We start from the raw sequence: 16,107 nt of genomic DNA, 5'->3' as shown, positions 1-16,107 counted from the left end.
TAGCGGACGGGAAATAGCTGCCGTCGTCCGACGGCGTTACTCCATCCGGATGTCCGTTCGCAGCGTCACGAGGAAGTAGGCGAAAAGAGCGAGCGTGATGCCGCCGAACACCTGCGAGTCGATCGAAAGGTAGCCGTCGATCTGGTACAGCAAGACGCTAGTGATCGCCAGCACGACGATGGCACCGAGCGTCCGCCAGCGTTCGATCGTTTTCTCGACGGCGATCCCCGCCGTGGACTTCTCGACCGCATCCGACGCCTTGCGGATGTTCTCGAGCCCCGCGCTATCGGATTTGCGTGATGTGGTATCTCCACTCATATAGTGTCGTTATTCCCACCGAGAAGTAAATATCTATGGGTACAGGTGACACGATTTCGCCGACGGGGTTACACGGGCAGACAGGCCAGCGGCTCGGCAATGGCAATCTGCCCCGACAAAACCGGCCGACGGCGACAGCCGTCGAGTCGGCGACGATGGGGCACGTGGAACCCGGCGGCGAGGCCGGGGACTCGAGGCGAGCGTTACTCCTTGAGTTCGTCGTTTCGCAGCTCTTCGTCGAACTGGAGGGTGTTCTCGATCTCGGTCTCGTCGACGTCCTCGAACGCCCAGCGGGCGATCGAGCGACGGTGGACTTCGTCGGCCCCGTCGACGATACGGAACGCGCGGACGTTCTCGTAGAAGTGTGCGATCGGGATGTCCTTCCCGATCCCGTTGCCGCCACAACACTGCAGCGCGAGGTCGATCGTATCGTTGGTGACGTTCGCGGTGAACATCTTCGACATCGCGACCTCGATGCGCGCGTCGCTGCGATCGAGTTCCCGCGCGGCGTGGCGAACCATGGTTCGCGCGGCGTGCAGGCGGGTTTCGGCGTCGGCGATGCGGTGGCGCAGCGCCTGCTTGTCCTCGAGTTTCGAGCCGAAGGCCTCCCGTTCCTGAAGGTAGGCCTTCGCGATCTCGAGCGAGCGCTGAGCCATTCCGGAGTAGCGCATACAGTGGGTGAGCCGACCGCCGCCGAGGCGCATCTGGGCGATGCGGAACCCGTCGCCTTCCTCGCCGAGGGTGTTCTCGACGGGGACGCGGACGTTGTCGAACTTCATCTCGGCGTGCCCGCCCTCGCGCTCGGTGATCCCGTGGCCGCCCAGGTGATCGACGTTGCGGACGACCTCGACGCCGTCGGCGTCACGCGGCACGAGAATGATCGAGGCACCCTCGTAGGGATGGGCGTCCAGATCGGTCCGGACCATCGTCAGATAGTAGTCCGCACCCAGCCCGTCGGAGGTCCACCACTTGTGGCCGTTGATGACCCACTCGTCGCCGTCCTTGACGGCGGTACTCTGGAGCATCTTCGGGTCCGAGCCGGCACCCACCTTGGGCTCGGTCATCGCGAAGGCAGTGGAGATCTCGCCCTGGACGAGCGGGCGCAGGTACTCCTCTTTCTGCTCGTCCGTGCCGACCATCTCGAGGGTGTGCATGTTCCCTTCCTGGGGCGCGTTGGCCCGGATCGCGATCGCGCCGATCAGCGAGCGGCCGACCTGCTCGAACGACGGCAGCATGTCGCTGAAGTCCAGTCCCTGCCCGCCGTACTCCTCGGGGACCTGGGGCGCGAACAGGTCGCGCTCCTTGGCCATCTCCCACATCTCGTGGATCTCGTCCATGGAGATCGTCTCACCCGTCGCGAGTGCCTCTCGCTCGCGTGGAATGACGACTTCGTCCATGAAGTCCGCTACGCGGCCCGCAACCTCTTTTGCTTTCTCGGAGTCGTGGTACTCCATATCACCCATAACCGCATACAGCATTGTAAAGCTATAGGTAAGGAAACGCATACATTGGCAACGAACGGGTGGCGAATCGACTACGCGTTCCGAAGCGATGCCCGCTTCCAGTCGGCTCCCGACGGCGGTCGTCCGCTCAGACCCGTTCGAGGATCGTCGCGACGCCCTGGCCGAAGCCGATACACATCGTCGAAAGCGCGGTGTCCTGGCCGGTGCGCTCGAGTTCGTGGGCCAGTTTGGTCAGCAACATCGCGCCGGTCGCGCCCAGCGGGTGACCGTGGGCGATCGCCCCGCCGTTGACGTTGACGTCCTCCCAGGACGCGCCGGTCTCCTCGAGCCAGGCCGCGACGACCGAGGCGAAGGCCTCGTTGACCTCGAAGAGATCGATATCGCCGACGCCCATGTCGGCTTTCTCGAGGACGTTCTCGGTCGCCGGGATGGGGCCGCGAAGCATCGTGACGGGGTCGACGCCGACGACCTCGGTCTGGACGATGCGGGCCATCGGCTCCCAGCCGTGTTCTTCGGCGGCCGCCTCGCTGGTGATCAACAGCGCACAGGAGCCGTCGACGATCCCCGAGGAGTTGCCGGGGTGGTGAACGCCCTCGCCTTCTTCGCGGAACGACAGCGGGAGTTCGGCGAGCGTTTCCTCGTCCGTGCCCGGCCGCGGGTGTTCGTCCTGTTCGACGACGATCTCCTCGCCGTCGAGTTCGGTCTCGACGGGCGTGATCTGGTCGTCGTAGCGGCCCTCGTCCCAGGCCCGCTTCCAGCGCCGTTGGGAGTCGGCGGCGATCTCGTCGAGTTCCGAGCGCGTGAGGCCGTAGTTCTCGGCGATGCGTTCGGCCCCTTCGCCCTGCGTGGTCAGCTCGTCGAAGTACTCGAAATACGTGTCGGTCGGCGCGTCGCCGTCCGACCCCATCGGCACGCGGGTCATGTGTTCGACCCCGCCGGCGATGAGGACATCGTGCTGGCCGGCCATGACGTTCGCGGCGGCGAAGTTCGCGGCCTGCTGGCCGGAGCCACACATCCGGTTCAACTGGACGCCGGGGACGACGTCGCCCCAGCCGGCGACCATCGGCGCGAGCCGCCCGATGTTCAGCCCCTGTTCGTCGACGGGCGTGACACAGCCGTAGATGACGTCCTCGATCGTCTCCGGCTCGAACCCGTTGCGCTCGCGCAGAGCCTCGAGCGGTTCGGCGGCCAGGTCCTGCGGGTGCGTGTCGCTGAACGACCCGTCGCGTTTCCCGAACGGTGTCCGGACGGCGTCGACGATGACTGCGGAGTTCATGACGTGGACTTGAGTATTCCGCGATCCGTCATAGAAGTTGTGCATATATTCGTGATCGACCGTGCTGGACTCTTTTCGGGGTACTCAGGTTCGCTGATCGGCGTGTCGGTTGGTAGCTCCCCACAACGATTAAATCAGATCGTGTAGTATTCGCTCGGGCGATGGATTTCGGACTACAGGACCGGACCGCCGTCGTCACCGGCGGGGCCGGACGCATCGGAAGCGCAGACTGTCGACTGCTCGCCGAGGAAGGCGCGGACGTCGTCGTCCTCGACGTGGACGCCGACGGCGCAGGGGAGACCGCCGCGGCAATCAACGAGACCGCCGGGGGCGGCGAGGCGATGGCCCTCGAGTGCGATCTGACCGACCGCGCGGACGTCGCCGACTCGATGGCCGAGGTCCGCGACGCGTTCGGTGGCGTAGACGTCCTCGTGAACAACGCCGCGATGGTCGACGCCCGCTCGCGCGTCGGCGACTACGACGACGACGTCTGGGACCGCGACATCGAGATCAACCTCACCGGCACCTACAACATCAGCAAGGAGCTGTTCCCGCGGATGTGCGAACGCGGCTGGGGCCGGATCGTCAACATGTCCTCGATGGCCGGCTGGTACGGCGGTTTCGGCCAGTTTTCCTACTCCGCGACGAAGGCCGCCATGATCGGCGTCGGCCGGACGATGGCGCTCGAGGGGGCCCAGTCGGGGGTCACCTCCAACGTCATCGCGCCAAACATCGTCGTCGGCGACTGGGCCGACATGGATCCCGACGAACTCCGGGAGAACGTCGACGAATACTACGCCCGCATCGCCGACGCGACGCCGATGCGCCACCTCGGGACCGAGGAGGACGTCGCCAATATGGTCACGTACCTCTGCTCGGAACAGGCGAGCTACGTGACCGGGCAGGTGATCGGCGTCACGGGTGGGATCGACCTCTTTAGCTTCTGACGGCGACCACGAACCGACTGCGGACAGTTCTCTCCTACTCGGGATACGCGTCGTGCCACGGCCGCTGTCGTTCGACGGCGGCGCTGGCCGCGATGACCGCGTCGTCGTCGTGTCGCTGCCCCGCGATTTGCATCCCGACGGGGAGCCCGTCGACGAGGCCGGCCGGGACCGAGGCCGCCGGCTGGCCGGTGAGGTTGAACGGCTGGGTGAGGACCCAGCCCCGATACGGTTCGATCTCGACGCCGTCGATCTCTTCCGGTTCTTGGTCGTGGGGGAACGGCGTCGTTCCCGCCGTCGCCGTCACGAGGAGGTCGTACTCCGCGAACAGGTCGACCAGCCCGTCGAGAACGTGGGTCCGGACCACGTCAGCGCGCTTGTACTCCCGCGTCGTCGGCTCCTCGGCGTCGACGATCAGTTCGACGAGATACGGCCGCAGGCGGTCGCGGTCCTCGCCGAGCGGGTCGAACCCCTCCGCCCGGAGGTTCTCGAGCAGCGACCCCCACCGCACGGTCGCCATGGTGTAATAGGCCTCCAGTATCTCCTCGTTGTCGTGTCCCAGGTCCGGATCGACCCGATCGACCGTCGCGCCGGCGCGCTCGAGCGCCGAGACGGCGTCCTCGAGGACCTCGCGGACGGCGGGATCGACGGGATAGACCCCCATATCGGGACTGAAGGCGATCTCCATCTCGTCGATCGGCCGGTCGACGGCGTCGCGGTACTCGTCCCCCTTCGGGACCGAGAACGGGTCCCGCGGGTGGGATCCCGCCATTACGTCCAGCGAGAGCGCCGCGTCCTCGACGGTTCGGGCCAGCGGCCCGTGCGTGGAGAAGGGAGTGTGGCTCGCGAACCCGTTCGGTCGACTGACGTTTGGGATCACGCCCTGCGTGGGCTTGAGCCCGTAGACGCCACAGAAACTCGCCGGAACGCGAACCGAGCCGCCGGCGTCGGAGCCGGGTGCGAGCGGGACGAGCCGGTCGGCAAGCGCCGCGCCGGCCCCGCCGGAGGAGCCCCCCGAGACGCGGTCGGGATCGAACGGCGTCCCGGTCGGCCCGGCGACGCGGTTGTCGGTGGTCGTCCCGAGCCCGAACTCGGGCGTGTTGGTCTTGCCGACGACGATCGCGCCCGCCGCCTTCAACCGGGCGACGAACGGCGAGTCCGACTCGGCGACGCGGTCCTCGAAGAGCAGGGAGCCGGTGGTCGTTCGGACTCCTTCGACGTCGTCGAGGTCTTTGATCGCGACGGGGACACCGTGCAGCGGCCCGAGCGGCTCGCCCTCGTCGATCGCCCGCTCCGCGTCCGCGGCCATCTCGCGGGCGAGGTCGTCGGTCACCGTCACGAAGGCGTTCGTCCGCTCGTTTCGTTCGTGTATTCGCTCGAGGACCGCGTCGACGACCGCGGTCGGCGAGAGTTCGCCGTCGCGGATCGCCCGCGCGAGCCCGGCGGCAGTCCGGCCTGTGTGCCCTGTTACCATGATACGAGTCATAACCGTACCGAGTGAAAAGCGTTCGTCTCGGCGAACCGCAGTTGCGACCGCGAGCTGGGACGCGAACCCCCCTCCCCAACGAGCGAGCGGGGCCATCCCCTCGAGCGGAGCAGTGGAAGGCAGTTACTCCGTGATGCCCATCGTCTTCGCGATCGTGTTGAGCTGGATCTCGTCGGTTCCCTCGACGATCCGCAGGATCCGCGCCTGGTGGACCAGATCCATGTAGGGGCTCTCCTCGGCCAGCCCGTTCGCGCCGTTGACCTGCACCGCCGCATCGGCGACCTCCCAGAGGACGTTCGTGGCGAACCACTTCAGCACCGACGAGTCCATGATCGTCCGTTCGTCCTGGGCCATCTTCCAGGCGAGTTTCAGTCCCGCCGCGTCGGCCGCGTAGGTCTTCGCCTTCCCCTTCGCGAGCTTCGCGGAGACCTGCTGGAAGTTCCCGATCGGCTCGCCGAAGGCCTCGCGCTCGGTGACGTACTCGCCGGCCTCTTCGAGCAGGTACTCGCTGTACCCCACGGCTTCGGCACCCAGCTCGAGTCGCCCGAGCGAGAGGAACTCCATCGCGGCGTAGAAGGCCTCGTCGACTTCGCCGAGGACGCGGTCCTCGGGGACGCGAACGCCGTCGAGAACGATTTCGGCCTGTGACCCCTCCGCGCCGACGGCGTTGTTGTACGACCCGATCTCGTACTCGTCTTCCTCGACGATGAAGCAGGTGATACCGCCGTAGCGACCGCCCTCGTCCTGTGGCGTGGTCCGGGCGAACAGTTGGACGAAGTCGGCGTAGGGCGCGTTGGTGATCCACTGCTTGCGCCCGTTGATGAGCCACTCGTCGCCGTCTCTCTCCGCGGTGGTCTCCATATTCGGCGAATCCGACCCCACGCCGGGCTCTGTCTGGCCGAACGCCGTCGACTTCTCGCCGCGGACCACGGGCTCGAGATATTTCTCGCGTTGGTCGCCCTCGGCCTGTAACAGCAGTGGCTTCGGTCCCTCGGGGCCGGCGAGGACGTACCGCTCGAGGCCGCCGCCGTGGCTCGCGAGGTGTTTCTTCGCCCGATACCAGGTGACCGGTGAGATGCCGTCGCCGCCCGCGTCCTCGGGCAGGTTCATCGCGTAGAACCCCGCCTCGGCCGACTTCCGCCGGATCTCCTCGCGGGCCTCGAGCAGCTCGTCGGTCCACCGGCCGTTCTCGTGGTGGCCCTTTCGGGGGTTGGTGTAGGTGTCGCCCAACTCCTCGACGATCGGCTCGACCTCCCGATGGATGAACTCGTCGATGCTCTCGAGGATCAGTTCGGTCTCGTCGTCGGTGTCGAAACTCACGCCGTCTGTGGTGTTTGCTACCATATGAGATTTCGTGAGGTCGCTTACTGCTGTGGTGCCTGTTCGTCGTCTTCCGCCTCGAGGACCACGTCGAACTGGTCTCGGAGCGTCTTCTTGTCGAACTTGCCCGTCGAGGTCTTCGGAATCTCGTCGACGATCTCGTAGACATCGGGCAGCCACCACGAGGGGAACGTCTCGGCGAGGTGGGCCTCGAGGTCGTCCGCGTCGACGGTCGCGCCGTCCCGCGGGACGACGACCGCCATGGGCCGTTCCTGCCAACGCTCGTGGTCGACGGCGATGACCGTCGCCTCGCTGACGGCCTCGTGGCCGATCAGTTCGTTCTCGAGTTGGACCGAGGAGATCCACTCGCCGCCGGACTTGATGACGTCCTTGTCGCGGTCGACGACGTCGATGTACCCCATCTCGTCGCGGGTGGCGATGTCGCCGGTCCGCAGGTAGCCGTCGTCGGTAAACGCCTGCTCGTTCTCCTCGGGCCGATTGTGGTAGCCGTCGGTCACCCACGGGCTGCGGACCTGCAGTTCGCCCATCGTCTCCCCGTCGGCGGGGACCTCCTCGCCGTCGTCGTCGATCACCCGGGTCTGCATCCCCGGGACGGGGATACCGGCCTTCGCGCGGTACTCGTATTGCTCGTCGCTGGGCAGTGCCGCCGTCTCCTTCCGGAGCGTACTGAGCGTGCCAAGCGGCGAAGTCTCGGTCATCCCCCAGCCCTGGAGGATCGGCGCGTCGTACTCCTCGTCGTACTTCCGGATGAGCGACTCCGGTGGCGCCGACCCGCCGACCGTCAGCCGGTCGATGTTCGAGATGTCGACCTCGGGGTTCTCGTCCAAGAACTCCGCCATCTCGAGCCAGATCGTCGGTACGGCCGCGGAGAAGGTCACGCCCTCCTCGTCGATCAGCCGGGCGATCGTCTCGGGATCGGTGTGGACCGAGGGAAAGACCTGCTTTGCTCCCACGAGCGTCGCGCCGTAGGGGAGCCCCCAGCCGTTGGCGTGGAACATCGGCACGACGGGGAGAATCGTGTCGCGCTCGCCGATCCCGTTGGCGTCGACGTGGCCGCCCATGATGCTGTGGAGGTACATCGCCCGGTGGGAGTAGGCGACGCCCTTGGGCAGCCCCGTCGTCCCCGAGGTGTGACACATGCCGTACTCCGCGTCCTCGTCGATGTCCGGCCACTCGTAGTCGGTCGGCTGGCCCTCGAGCAACGACTCGTAGTCGGTCACCGGCTCGAGGTCGGTATCGGGGACCTCGTCGTCGAGGACGACGTACTGCTCGACGGTATCGAGGTCGTCGGCGTTGGCTTCGACCTTCTCGATGAGGCCGGGATCGACGAAGATCACCCGGTCCTCGGCGTCGTCGATCGTATGGACGAAGTGGTGGTCGGGCAGCCGCATGTTGCACATGTGAATCGACCGTCCCGAACACGCCGGCCCGAAGTACAGTTCGTAGTGGCGGTAGTGGTTCGTCGCGACGACGCCGACCCGATCGCCCCGATCGAGTCCGAGGTCGTCGAGCGCGGACGCGAGTTGATTGATCCGGTCGTACGCGTCGCCGTACGTGTACCGATGGACGCTCCCGTCGGGCAGTTTCGTCACCAGTTCCCGATCGGGGTAGAGGTCGACCGCCCGCTCGAGTACCTTGTCAAGTGTTAACTGGACACCCATCATGGTCGTCGCCACTATTCTGTCCAGTACCTTATGATTTGGGGCGAGACGGCGGTTGCGCCGTCGACGCGGCGATTAACGGATCGCACCGCGGTCGCGAAGCGCGGCACGTTCGTCCGCGTCGTATCCCGCGGCGGCGAGCAGTTCGTCCGTATGCTCGCCGTGGCCGGGGACCGATTCGTCGCGGCCCTCGGGGGCGTTCGACCCCAGCGCCGGGAACCCGACCCGCGGCGGCGCGTCGTCGGGCCGTTCGACCAGCCCGCGGGCCTCGAGTTGCGGATGCTCGAGCGCCTCGGCGGGCGTACAGACCGGCCCGGTCATCGTCTCGTCGCTCAGTTCGTCGAGCCAGTCGTCCCGCGTGCGGGTCGCGAACAGGGTCTCGAGTTCCTCGCGGACGGCTTCGAGTTCGGCCGGATCGTCCGTTCCGTGTAGGTCCGTCAGGTCCTCGCGGCCGACCTCCTCGCAGAAGGCCGTCCAGAACTTCGGCTCGAGGGCCGCCAGCGTCAGATAGCGGCCGTCGGCGGTCTCGTAGACGTCGTACCAGGGGAACCGGCCAGTAAGCGCCGTTTCACCCGGTCGAGGATTGTCGCCGGTCAGCGCCTCGTGACTGATCGCCTGCGAGAAGGAGGCGACCACGTCGGTCATGGCCACGTCGACGTACTCGCCGCCGTTGCCCAGTTCCCGCGAGAGGAGCCCGCCGACGATCGAAAACGCCGCGAACAGCCCGCCGCCGAGGTCGCCGATCTGATAGCCCGGGAGCTGCGGGGCCATTTCCTCGTCCTCCCGGGTCATATCGAGTAAGCCGGCCACCCCGACGTAGTTGAGGTCGTGGCCCGCGCGCTGGGCGTACGGGCCGGTCCCCCCGTAGCCGGACAGCGAGCAGTAGACCAGTTCCTCGTTGTACTCGACGAGCGTCTCGTAGTCGATCTCGAGCCGGTCGGCGACGCCGGGCCGGAACTGTTCGAAGACGACGTCGGCCTCGGCGACGAGGTCATAAAACGCCTCGCGGCCGCCCCCCGATTTCAGGTCGAGCGCGACGCTGCGTTTGCCGCGGTTGACGCTGTCGAACAGCGCGCCGACGTCACGCTCGGTCGTCGGCGGCGTATAGCGGGCGTAGTCGCCCGCATCCGTGTCCTCGACCTTGATCACGTCGGCACCCGCGTCGGCGAGCAGTTGCGTCGCGTACGGGCCCGGCAAGAGCCGCGACAGGTCGAGTATTCGAACGGAATCGAGCTGCATGGTACCACGTTTCGATCCGGTCCCAAAAGTCTACTGTCGGCGGTCGGTCAGGGCTGTGGCCCCGCAGCCACGACCGGACGCGGATCGCTCAGTCGTCGCCCTCGAGTGCCACCAGGTCGTCGACGTCCGGAATATCGGCCGCGGCGTCGGTGATCTGTTGCATCCGGTCGGTGTGTTTCTCGATCGCGTACTCGGCCAGTTCGCCGGACTCGAGGCCGCGGCGATCCGCGGGGTCGTCGGGCTGGAACCGCTCGTCCTCGGTGATCCCCTGGACGAGCGGGAGCAGCTCCTCGACGGTCTCCTCGATGAGGTGGGGGTCGACCCCCTCGGCGATGAGCTTCTTGAGCTGGTTCATCCCGAAGCCGACGTGGCGGCCCTCGTCGCTGCGGATCTTGGTAAAGCCCTGGACGAGCCCCGGCAGGTGCGGCAGCCCCTCGAACTCGCCGCCGTAGGAGGTCTGCATCCCGTAATAGCCCGTCTGTGCAAGGATGCCCTCTACCGTGAGGTGATAGTGACAGTACGCTTTCGCCCTGTTTTCGGGTGTGTCTTCCTCGAGCAGCCGGAACTGCGCTTTCCGATTGCGGTCGAACAGCTCGATGTAGGGGTCGTTGAACCACCGCTCGTGGCGCGGGTTCGATCGCTCCCAGCCCAGTTCGTCCTCGACCGTCCAGATGACCTCTCGCCAGTAGCGATCGAAGAAGTCCGCGTGCTTGGCCTCTTCATACAGTTGGGTCGTCAGGAACAGCTGGTCGTCGATGTTATCGAGGACGGCCCCCAACGGCGCGAGATCCTCGGTGACGGCGTCTTCCCCCGCGCCGAACTTCGCGATGCCGTTGAGGGTGCCATACCACGACTCTCGGTCGTAGCCGTCCGTCTCCTCCATGAACGCGAGCAGGTTCTCGACGTCTCGCTCGAGGGCGATCTCGCCGGGGTCCCAGTGGCGCTCGACCGCGTTGCGGTAGTAGCGGTTCGATCGGGACTCCCGGTCCATCATCTCGGTTGGCGTGTACTCAGTTGCCATACCACATACTACTCGTCGCGGCTATTAAATGTGCAGTCCCTGTCACGCGGATCGAGTCCGTCGGGGTACCCGGACGCCGCTCGAGCGGTCAGTCGCCGCCCTCGCCGGCGTCCGCTCGCGGGGTATCCCCGCTCGCGTCACCCGAGGCGTGGTGTGCCTCGCTCTCCTCGACGCGCTCGTGGCGGTCGAGGGAGGTCATCGTCCGGTAAGTCTCGGCCCGGTCGGTCTTCGCGAGCCGGTAGCGGTAGTAGCCGTAGGCGACGACGAACCAGCCCACGAGGACGACGCCGACGATCGGCCGCTGGAGCAGCGTGACGATCCAGAACGCGCCGGTCGCGACGGCCCCGCCGAGGACCGCGAGGAGGAGCCCCCGGTATCGCCGGAGTCGGAACGGGGCGTTGGCGTAGTGGGCGGGGAACTCCCGGGGCAGGTTCCAGAGCCCGATCGCACAGAAGAAGTACGCGGTGAGGCTGGCCAGGCCGATGAACACCGAGAGCCCCACGATCTCGTCCGCGATCGGCACGAGTACGAACGGCGGGAGGCCAAGCAGCGCAACGGCGTAGTGGGGCGTCTCGAACCGCGGGTGGATCCGGGCGAGCGACGCCGGGAGGATGCCGTCGCGGCTCGCGCGCATGAGCGTCCGGGAGAAGACCAAAAGCGTCGTGTTCACGGTCGTGACGACCGCGAAGACGGCACCGGCAGCGACGACGTACTCGCCCCACCACGGGAGAAATTGCGCGGCAGCCATCGCGAGATCGGCTTCGGCCCCCAGTTCGGTGTAGGGAACGACGCCGACGAGGACGGCGATCAGCGCCACGTAAAACAGGGCGACGATCCCGATGCCCAGACCGAGCACTATCGGGATCGTCCGGCCGGGGTTCTCGATCTCCTCGCCCAGTTCGATCAGCAGTCCGAAGCCCAAGAACGGGTAGAACAGGGCGACGACCGCGAGCCCGAACGCGCCGTAGTCCGGGAAAAACGGCGCGTAGTTGGCGGCGTCGACCGCGGTCGCGCCGGGGACGATAAAGGTCAGGAGCGCGATCACGAGGCCGGCGAAGAAGACGAGCTGGACCTGCGCGACGACCCTGAGCCCGATCAGATTGATGAGCAGGACGAACGCCAGCAGGACGTAGATCAGCGGCGTCGACGGCACGTCGACGAAGATCCGGGTGTACTCCGCGAAGCCGGTCGCCGTGATGAGCAGTGACGCCCACGCGACCAGCGGGATGGTAAACGGCACCAGAAACCCCCAGTACGGCGCGGTGAGCCGGGAGATATAGACGTACAGCCCGCCGGCGACCGGCATCGCCGACCCGAGCAGGGCGTTGTAGAGGACGACGAACGACGCCGGGATCGCCGCCAGGAGGATTGCCACCACGAGCGACGGGCCCGCGGTCCCCGCCAGCGGCCCCGGCAGGACGAATATCGGCACCGAGATCGCGTTCCCGACCAACAGCGCGAGGACGCCGACGATCCCGATGCTCGAGGACAGCGTCGCCGCGTCGGCGTCGCCGGAGGCACTCATTCTGCCGTCGTTCGATCGGCCCGCAGGCGTCGGACGGCGGCGTCGCGGACCCGTCGACCGAGGGCGAACCCGACGACGCCACCGAGAAACGGTGTCACAGCGAGCAGCGCCGGGGCCGTAACCAGCGGGAGGACGATTCCGAGCCCGAGGCCGACCACCAGCCCGCCCTCGGGATACTGCGCCGCGGCGACCTCGCGCTCGACGTCGTCCATCTCCGCCGGCTCGTCGCGGTACTCTCCGATTGCCATGTAATGCCCCACCATACCACGGGTAAAATAGCTTCTGGACGTTGACACCAGCTGAACGTCGGTCGGCGGTGTCGGGACCGCGTCCGCCTCGCAGCGTCGCGTCGCGCCAGCGATCCCGTCGGCGGGTCGGTGAGCGGCTCGAGCCGGCAAACGACACCGGCCTCCACGCACGTTGATAAGAACTAAGTCGGTACCCGTGAAGGTTGGTGCCATGGCACAAAAGAGTGCTGCCGTCGTCGGTGGCGGCATCATGGGCGCCGGTATCGCACAGGTACTCGCACGGAACGGCTACGACGTGACCGTCCGCGAGATCAACGAGGAGTTGGCCGACGAGGCTCGCGAACGCGTAATCTCGGGCAATTACGGGCTCGAGGACGCCGTCGAGGGCGGGTATCTCTCCGCGGACGAGAAAGACGCTGTCCTTGAGCGGATGACGTTCACGACGGATCTCGACGCGGCGACCGACGGGACCGACTTCACGATCGAGGCGGTTACCGAAGACCTGGCGATCAAGGGGCAGGTCTTCCGCGATCTGGACGAGGTCACGGACGATCAACCACTGTACTCGAACACGAGCGGGTTCGCCGTCACGTCGATCGCCAACGCCGTCTCCGACCCCTCTCGGGTCGCGGTGACGCACTTTTTCAACCCGGTCGCGGTCATGGACATGGTCGAAATCGTCCAGGCACCGGAGACTGACGAAGCCGTCGTCGAGCGCGCCGAGGAACTGGTCGACGAACTCGGGAAGACGCGGGTCACCATCGACGACGATCCCGGCTCCTACGGCTTCCTCGCCAACCGCTGTCACGCGGCGATGCGCGAGGAGGCCAAGAAGATCGTCGACGAGGGGATCGCCACGGAGGAACAGGTCGACAAGGCGCTCGAGGACGGCTACAACCTCCCCGTCGGCCCGTTCTCGCTGACCGGCATCGGTGAGGAGTGGGACTGACGATCGGTTTCGGTCCCGGACGGACTCGGTCCTATCCAGATCGACGAACCGGTTGCAGTGGCGTGCGCTGTCGATCGGTCGGAGCGGTAGCGACGGCCGATCGATGACCCCGCGCGAGGGATGAGCGAGTGTACCGAGCGAATCGGCTGGGGAGGGTGTGGTTATTCCGTGTAGCCACGATAGCAGCGCACTCTCTCGGTCGAAGATATATAATGACCGGTCGTTAGAATTGACAATCGAGTACGTCCTGCTATCGTGGCAACTAGGGATTCCACGTCCTCCCCAGCCGATTCGCTCACGCCCTTCGGCGCTCGCTCATCCCTCGCACAACGTCGTGTCGCGGTTCGTTCGCCCTCACCGCGACACAGCGCGCGCCACTGCAGATCGTGAACTCAATCCGAAGTGGAACGCCGTCCGTTCGTCCGTCGCCGTTACTTCCCGTCGAACTCGGGCTCGCGGTCCTCGGCAAACGCCGCCGCGCCCTCCGCGTGGTCCTCGGTCTTGAGCAGTTCCTGAAAGAGCTGGTTGTCGTAGGCCAGCCCTTCCTCGAGCCCGCTGTGAACTGCCATGTCCGCGGACTTCTTGATCGCCTGGATCGCAAGCGGTGCCTGCCCGGCAAGATCGTCGACGAACGCGTCGACTTCGTCCTCGAACTCGTCGTCGGCGTAGACGTGGTTGACGATGCCTTCCTCGCCCGCCCGTTCCGCGGAAATATGCTCGCCAGTCATCGCGAGTTCCTTCGCGACGGCGGGGCCGGCGATCTTCGTGACGTACTGGACGCCGCCGGCACCCGGCAGGATACCGAGGTTCACTTCGGGGAAGCCGAACGTACTGCCCTCGCTGGCCAGTCGGAAGTCACAGGCCAGCGCGGTCTCTAAGCCGCCGCCCAGACAGTAGCCGTCGATCTTCGCGATGACCGGCGCGGGGAAGTCCCGAATGAAATCGTAGTGGCTCCGGGCCGAGGTGCCGCCGGCCGACGCGTCGGAGAAGCCGCCGATATCCGCGCCGGCACAGAAGGCCTTCTCGCCGGCCCCCTCGAGGACCACGGCACGTAAGGCGACGCCGTCGGCACCCTCGTTTTGCTCCTCGAGCAGTTCGAGGCCCGCGACGATGTCGTCCCTGAGCTGGGCGCTCAGCGCGTTCAGCGCGTCCGGCCGGTTCATCGTCAGCGTGCCGACGCCGCTGTCTTCGTCGAACTCCACTAGGACTGTCTCGAGTGATTCGTCCATGGGTGACGGTCACGGCCACCGATCAAAAAGGTGTCCCGTTTCACACCCCGGCCGGCGGACGACCGCAGTCACTGGCCGGCACGTACCATCCTGCTGTCGTCGCCGTCGGTTTCGGGATCGAGTCCGCGCCGGGAGCGACCGCTCGAGCGCTTGTAGTCGCTGAAAACATACTGAAACTAGTCTTTCGGACGATGGGTGTCGGAGTTACCCGAATACGCGTTCCGATCCGATTGCACAACTGAGAGACGATCCGTCTTTTCCGAACGCGGCCGAGAGGTCGGCCCGGCAACCCGTTCCCATCGGACCGATCGATCGGCGAGCGGACCGGCGCTCGGTCAGAACGCCTGCAGGTCCTCGAGGACGGCCTGTGCGCTGCCGTCGTCGATGACGTCACGAGCCCGCTCGAGGCCCGCGTCCAGGCTCTCGACGTCCTGGCGGGCGTACATCCGGAACGCGCCGTTGAGCGCGATGGCGTCGGCGAAGTGGTCCTCGCGGTCGCCGGACAGTACCTCCGCGGTGATCGTCGCGGAATCGACCGCGATGTCGTCGACGGCGAGGTCTTCGCGTTCCATGTCCATCCCGTACTCGGCGGTCTCGATCTCGTAGTCCTCGAGGTCCTCGCCCTCGTCCCACTCCGCGACTTTGGTGTAGCCGGGTCGGATATCGTCGTAGCCTTCCATTCCTTGGAAGAAGATGGCCCGCGAGTAGTCCAGCCGATCGCTCTCGCGGACCAGGTCGATCATCTTCTTCGCGAACGCGAGGTGGTAGAACGACCCCAGGTGGACGTCCGCGTTCGCCGGGTTGGCGACGGTCTCGATCGTGTTGACGAACGTTCGGACGCCCATCTCGTCGCGACGGTCGAAGAGGTCGTCGATGACGGGGTTGAACGCGGGCTGGTAGTAGAAGCCGAAGCCGGTCTCGTCGACCATGTCGGCGCTCTCGCCCGGCTCGAGTTCGGTCCGAACGCCGAGTTCCTCGAGGACGTGTTTGTAGGGGGTCGCCTTCTGGGAGGGAACACGGTCCCCGGAGTGGACGACGACCGGCGTGCCCGCGGCGGCGGCGACGACGCCGGCACCGACGCCGAGGATGGCGGAGGTGTCCTTGCCGTCGTAGTTCGCGCCGCAGTCGACCGGGTCTGCCTCGGGCTCGGCGGTCACGACCGACTCCTCGCGCATGACGTCCGTGTAGGCCGCCAGCTCCTCGGAGTTGTTGCGCTTCCAGCGATTCGCCAGCCAGAACGCGCCGAGGGTGGTCTGATCGGGCTCGCCGGCCAGGATCCGCTGGAAGGCCTCGCGGGCCTGCTCGCGGTCCATGTCGTCGGCCGATTTGGGGCCGGAACCGACTACCTCCGTCATCAGGCGTTTCAACGGCCAATCGCCGAACTCCTGGGATGCCTGCGCCATGGGC

The 16,107-nt window shown here is 66.5% G+C and carries 14 protein-coding genes; 2 read left to right on the top strand and 12 right to left on the bottom strand.

All coding sequences use genetic code 11. The features are described from left to right. Positions 1–36 precede the first annotated feature (36 nt). The 3 genes from NP511_RS08655 to NP511_RS08645 form a co-directional block, all read right to left on the bottom strand. Positions 37–318, bottom strand: coding sequence for a hypothetical protein (locus NP511_RS08655; protein ID WP_006182789.1), 282 nt, complete (start codon positions 316–318; stop codon positions 37–39). Between the two features lie 203 nt (positions 319–521). Next, entirely contained in the window at positions 522–1,772 is a 1,251-nt protein-coding gene (locus NP511_RS08650; protein WP_049965499.1) for an acyl-CoA dehydrogenase family protein, read from the bottom strand. A 136-nt stretch (positions 1,773–1,908) separates the two neighbouring features. Continuing rightward, positions 1,909–3,057, bottom strand: a complete 1,149-nt coding sequence (locus tag NP511_RS08645) for a thiolase family protein (protein WP_049905777.1) — start codon at positions 3,055–3,057, stop codon at positions 1,909–1,911. 161 nt (positions 3,058–3,218) lie between these two features. Here NP511_RS08645 and NP511_RS08640 point away from each other — a divergent pair, with 161 nt between their 5' ends. Next, positions 3,219–4,004 carry an SDR family NAD(P)-dependent oxidoreductase gene (locus NP511_RS08640; RefSeq protein WP_049965500.1) on the top strand — a complete coding sequence of 262 codons (786 nt, stop codon included), beginning with the start codon at positions 3,219–3,221 and terminating at the stop codon, positions 4,002–4,004. Between the two features lie 34 nt (positions 4,005–4,038). Here the strand turns inward: NP511_RS08640 and NP511_RS08635 are convergent, their stop codons facing one another. From NP511_RS08635 to NP511_RS08605, 7 genes are all read right to left on the bottom strand, one after another. Continuing rightward, complete coding sequence (locus tag NP511_RS08635) at positions 4,039–5,475, bottom strand: amidase (protein ID WP_049965501.1); 1,437 nt, start codon at positions 5,473–5,475, stop codon at positions 4,039–4,041. A 135-nt stretch (positions 5,476–5,610) separates the two neighbouring features. Further along, positions 5,611–6,831: an acyl-CoA dehydrogenase family protein gene (locus tag NP511_RS08630; RefSeq protein ID WP_049965502.1), complete on the bottom strand. Its 1,221-nt coding sequence runs from the start codon at positions 6,829–6,831 to the stop codon at positions 5,611–5,613. Positions 6,832–6,851: 20 nt separating this feature from the next. Next, positions 6,852–8,489 carry a long-chain fatty acid--CoA ligase gene (locus NP511_RS08625; protein WP_084158269.1) on the bottom strand — a complete coding sequence of 546 codons (1,638 nt, stop codon included), beginning with the start codon at positions 8,487–8,489 and terminating at the stop codon, positions 6,852–6,854. Positions 8,490–8,564: 75 nt separating this feature from the next. Next, positions 8,565–9,728: a CaiB/BaiF CoA transferase family protein gene (locus NP511_RS08620; protein ID WP_049965504.1), complete on the bottom strand. Its 1,164-nt coding sequence runs from the start codon at positions 9,726–9,728 to the stop codon at positions 8,565–8,567. Between the two features lie 88 nt (positions 9,729–9,816). Beyond that, positions 9,817–10,749: a ferritin family protein gene (locus NP511_RS08615; protein ID WP_049965505.1), complete on the bottom strand. Its 933-nt coding sequence runs from the start codon at positions 10,747–10,749 to the stop codon at positions 9,817–9,819. 88 nt (positions 10,750–10,837) lie between these two features. Next, a complete protein-coding gene (locus NP511_RS08610; RefSeq protein WP_049965506.1) occupies positions 10,838–12,274 on the bottom strand; it encodes an APC family permease in 1,437 nt (478 codons plus the stop codon). Further along, positions 12,271–12,522: a hypothetical protein gene (locus NP511_RS08605; protein ID WP_049965507.1), complete on the bottom strand. Its 252-nt coding sequence runs from the start codon at positions 12,520–12,522 to the stop codon at positions 12,271–12,273. Before NP511_RS08605 ends, NP511_RS08610 begins: the two co-directional genes overlap by 4 nt. 211 nt (positions 12,523–12,733) lie before the next feature. On the opposite strand from NP511_RS08605, the gene NP511_RS08600 reads away from it, so the two are divergent. Then, the gene (locus tag NP511_RS08600; protein WP_006649864.1) at positions 12,734–13,471 is read left to right on the top strand and encodes a 3-hydroxyacyl-CoA dehydrogenase family protein; all 738 of its coding nucleotides are present in this window, start codon (positions 12,734–12,736) and stop codon (positions 13,469–13,471) included. Positions 13,472–13,902: 431 nt separating this feature from the next. Here NP511_RS08600 and NP511_RS08595 read toward each other — a convergent pair whose 3' ends face one another. Both NP511_RS08595 and NP511_RS08590 read right to left on the bottom strand, forming a co-directional pair. Further along, a complete protein-coding gene (locus NP511_RS08595; protein ID WP_049965508.1) occupies positions 13,903–14,700 on the bottom strand; it encodes an enoyl-CoA hydratase/isomerase family protein in 798 nt (265 codons plus the stop codon). 335 nt (positions 14,701–15,035) lie between these two features. Further along, positions 15,036–16,103 (bottom strand): anthranilate phosphoribosyltransferase, encoded by a 1,068-nt coding sequence (locus NP511_RS08590; protein WP_049965509.1) that lies wholly within the window; start codon positions 16,101–16,103, stop codon positions 15,036–15,038. Between the last annotated feature and the right edge of the window lie 4 nt (positions 16,104–16,107).

Origin of the sequence: Natrinema thermotolerans (assembly GCF_031165565.1) — an archaeon.
In the GTDB taxonomy this organism is placed as follows: domain Archaea; phylum Halobacteriota; class Halobacteria; order Halobacteriales; family Natrialbaceae; genus Natrinema; species Natrinema thermotolerans.
This window is presented reverse-complemented; position numbering and strand designations above follow the sequence as displayed.

Excerpts from the sequence above, each read along its gene's own strand:
- NP511_RS08600 (WP_006649864.1), top strand. The coding sequence starts at position 12,734 with ATGGCACAAAAGAGTGCTGCCGTCGTCGGTGGCGGCATCATGGGCGCC.
- NP511_RS08590 (WP_049965509.1), bottom strand. The coding sequence starts at position 16,103 with ATGGCGCAGGCATCCCAGGAGTTCGGCGATTGGCCGTTGAAACGCCTG.
- NP511_RS08610 (WP_049965506.1), bottom strand. The coding sequence starts at position 12,274 with ATGAGTGCCTCCGGCGACGCCGACGCGGCGACGCTGTCCTCGAGCATC.
- NP511_RS08620 (WP_049965504.1), bottom strand. The coding sequence starts at position 9,728 with ATGCAGCTCGATTCCGTTCGAATACTCGACCTGTCGCGGCTCTTGCCG.
- NP511_RS08645 (WP_049905777.1), bottom strand. The coding sequence starts at position 3,057 with ATGAACTCCGCAGTCATCGTCGACGCCGTCCGGACACCGTTCGGGAAA.
- NP511_RS08655 (WP_006182789.1), bottom strand. The coding sequence starts at position 318 with ATGAGTGGAGATACCACATCACGCAAATCCGATAGCGCGGGGCTCGAG.
- NP511_RS08605 (WP_049965507.1), bottom strand. The coding sequence starts at position 12,522 with ATGGCAATCGGAGAGTACCGCGACGAGCCGGCGGAGATGGACGACGTC.
- NP511_RS08595 (WP_049965508.1), bottom strand. The coding sequence starts at position 14,700 with ATGGACGAATCACTCGAGACAGTCCTAGTGGAGTTCGACGAAGACAGC.
- NP511_RS08650 (WP_049965499.1), bottom strand. The coding sequence starts at position 1,772 with ATGGAGTACCACGACTCCGAGAAAGCAAAAGAGGTTGCGGGCCGCGTA.
- NP511_RS08615 (WP_049965505.1), bottom strand. The coding sequence starts at position 10,749 with ATGGCAACTGAGTACACGCCAACCGAGATGATGGACCGGGAGTCCCGA.
- NP511_RS08640 (WP_049965500.1), top strand. The coding sequence starts at position 3,219 with ATGGATTTCGGACTACAGGACCGGACCGCCGTCGTCACCGGCGGGGCC.
- NP511_RS08635 (WP_049965501.1), bottom strand. The coding sequence starts at position 5,475 with ATGGTAACAGGGCACACAGGCCGGACTGCCGCCGGGCTCGCGCGGGCG.
- NP511_RS08625 (WP_084158269.1), bottom strand. The coding sequence starts at position 8,489 with ATGGGTGTCCAGTTAACACTTGACAAGGTACTCGAGCGGGCGGTCGAC.
- NP511_RS08630 (WP_049965502.1), bottom strand. The coding sequence starts at position 6,831 with ATGGTAGCAAACACCACAGACGGCGTGAGTTTCGACACCGACGACGAG.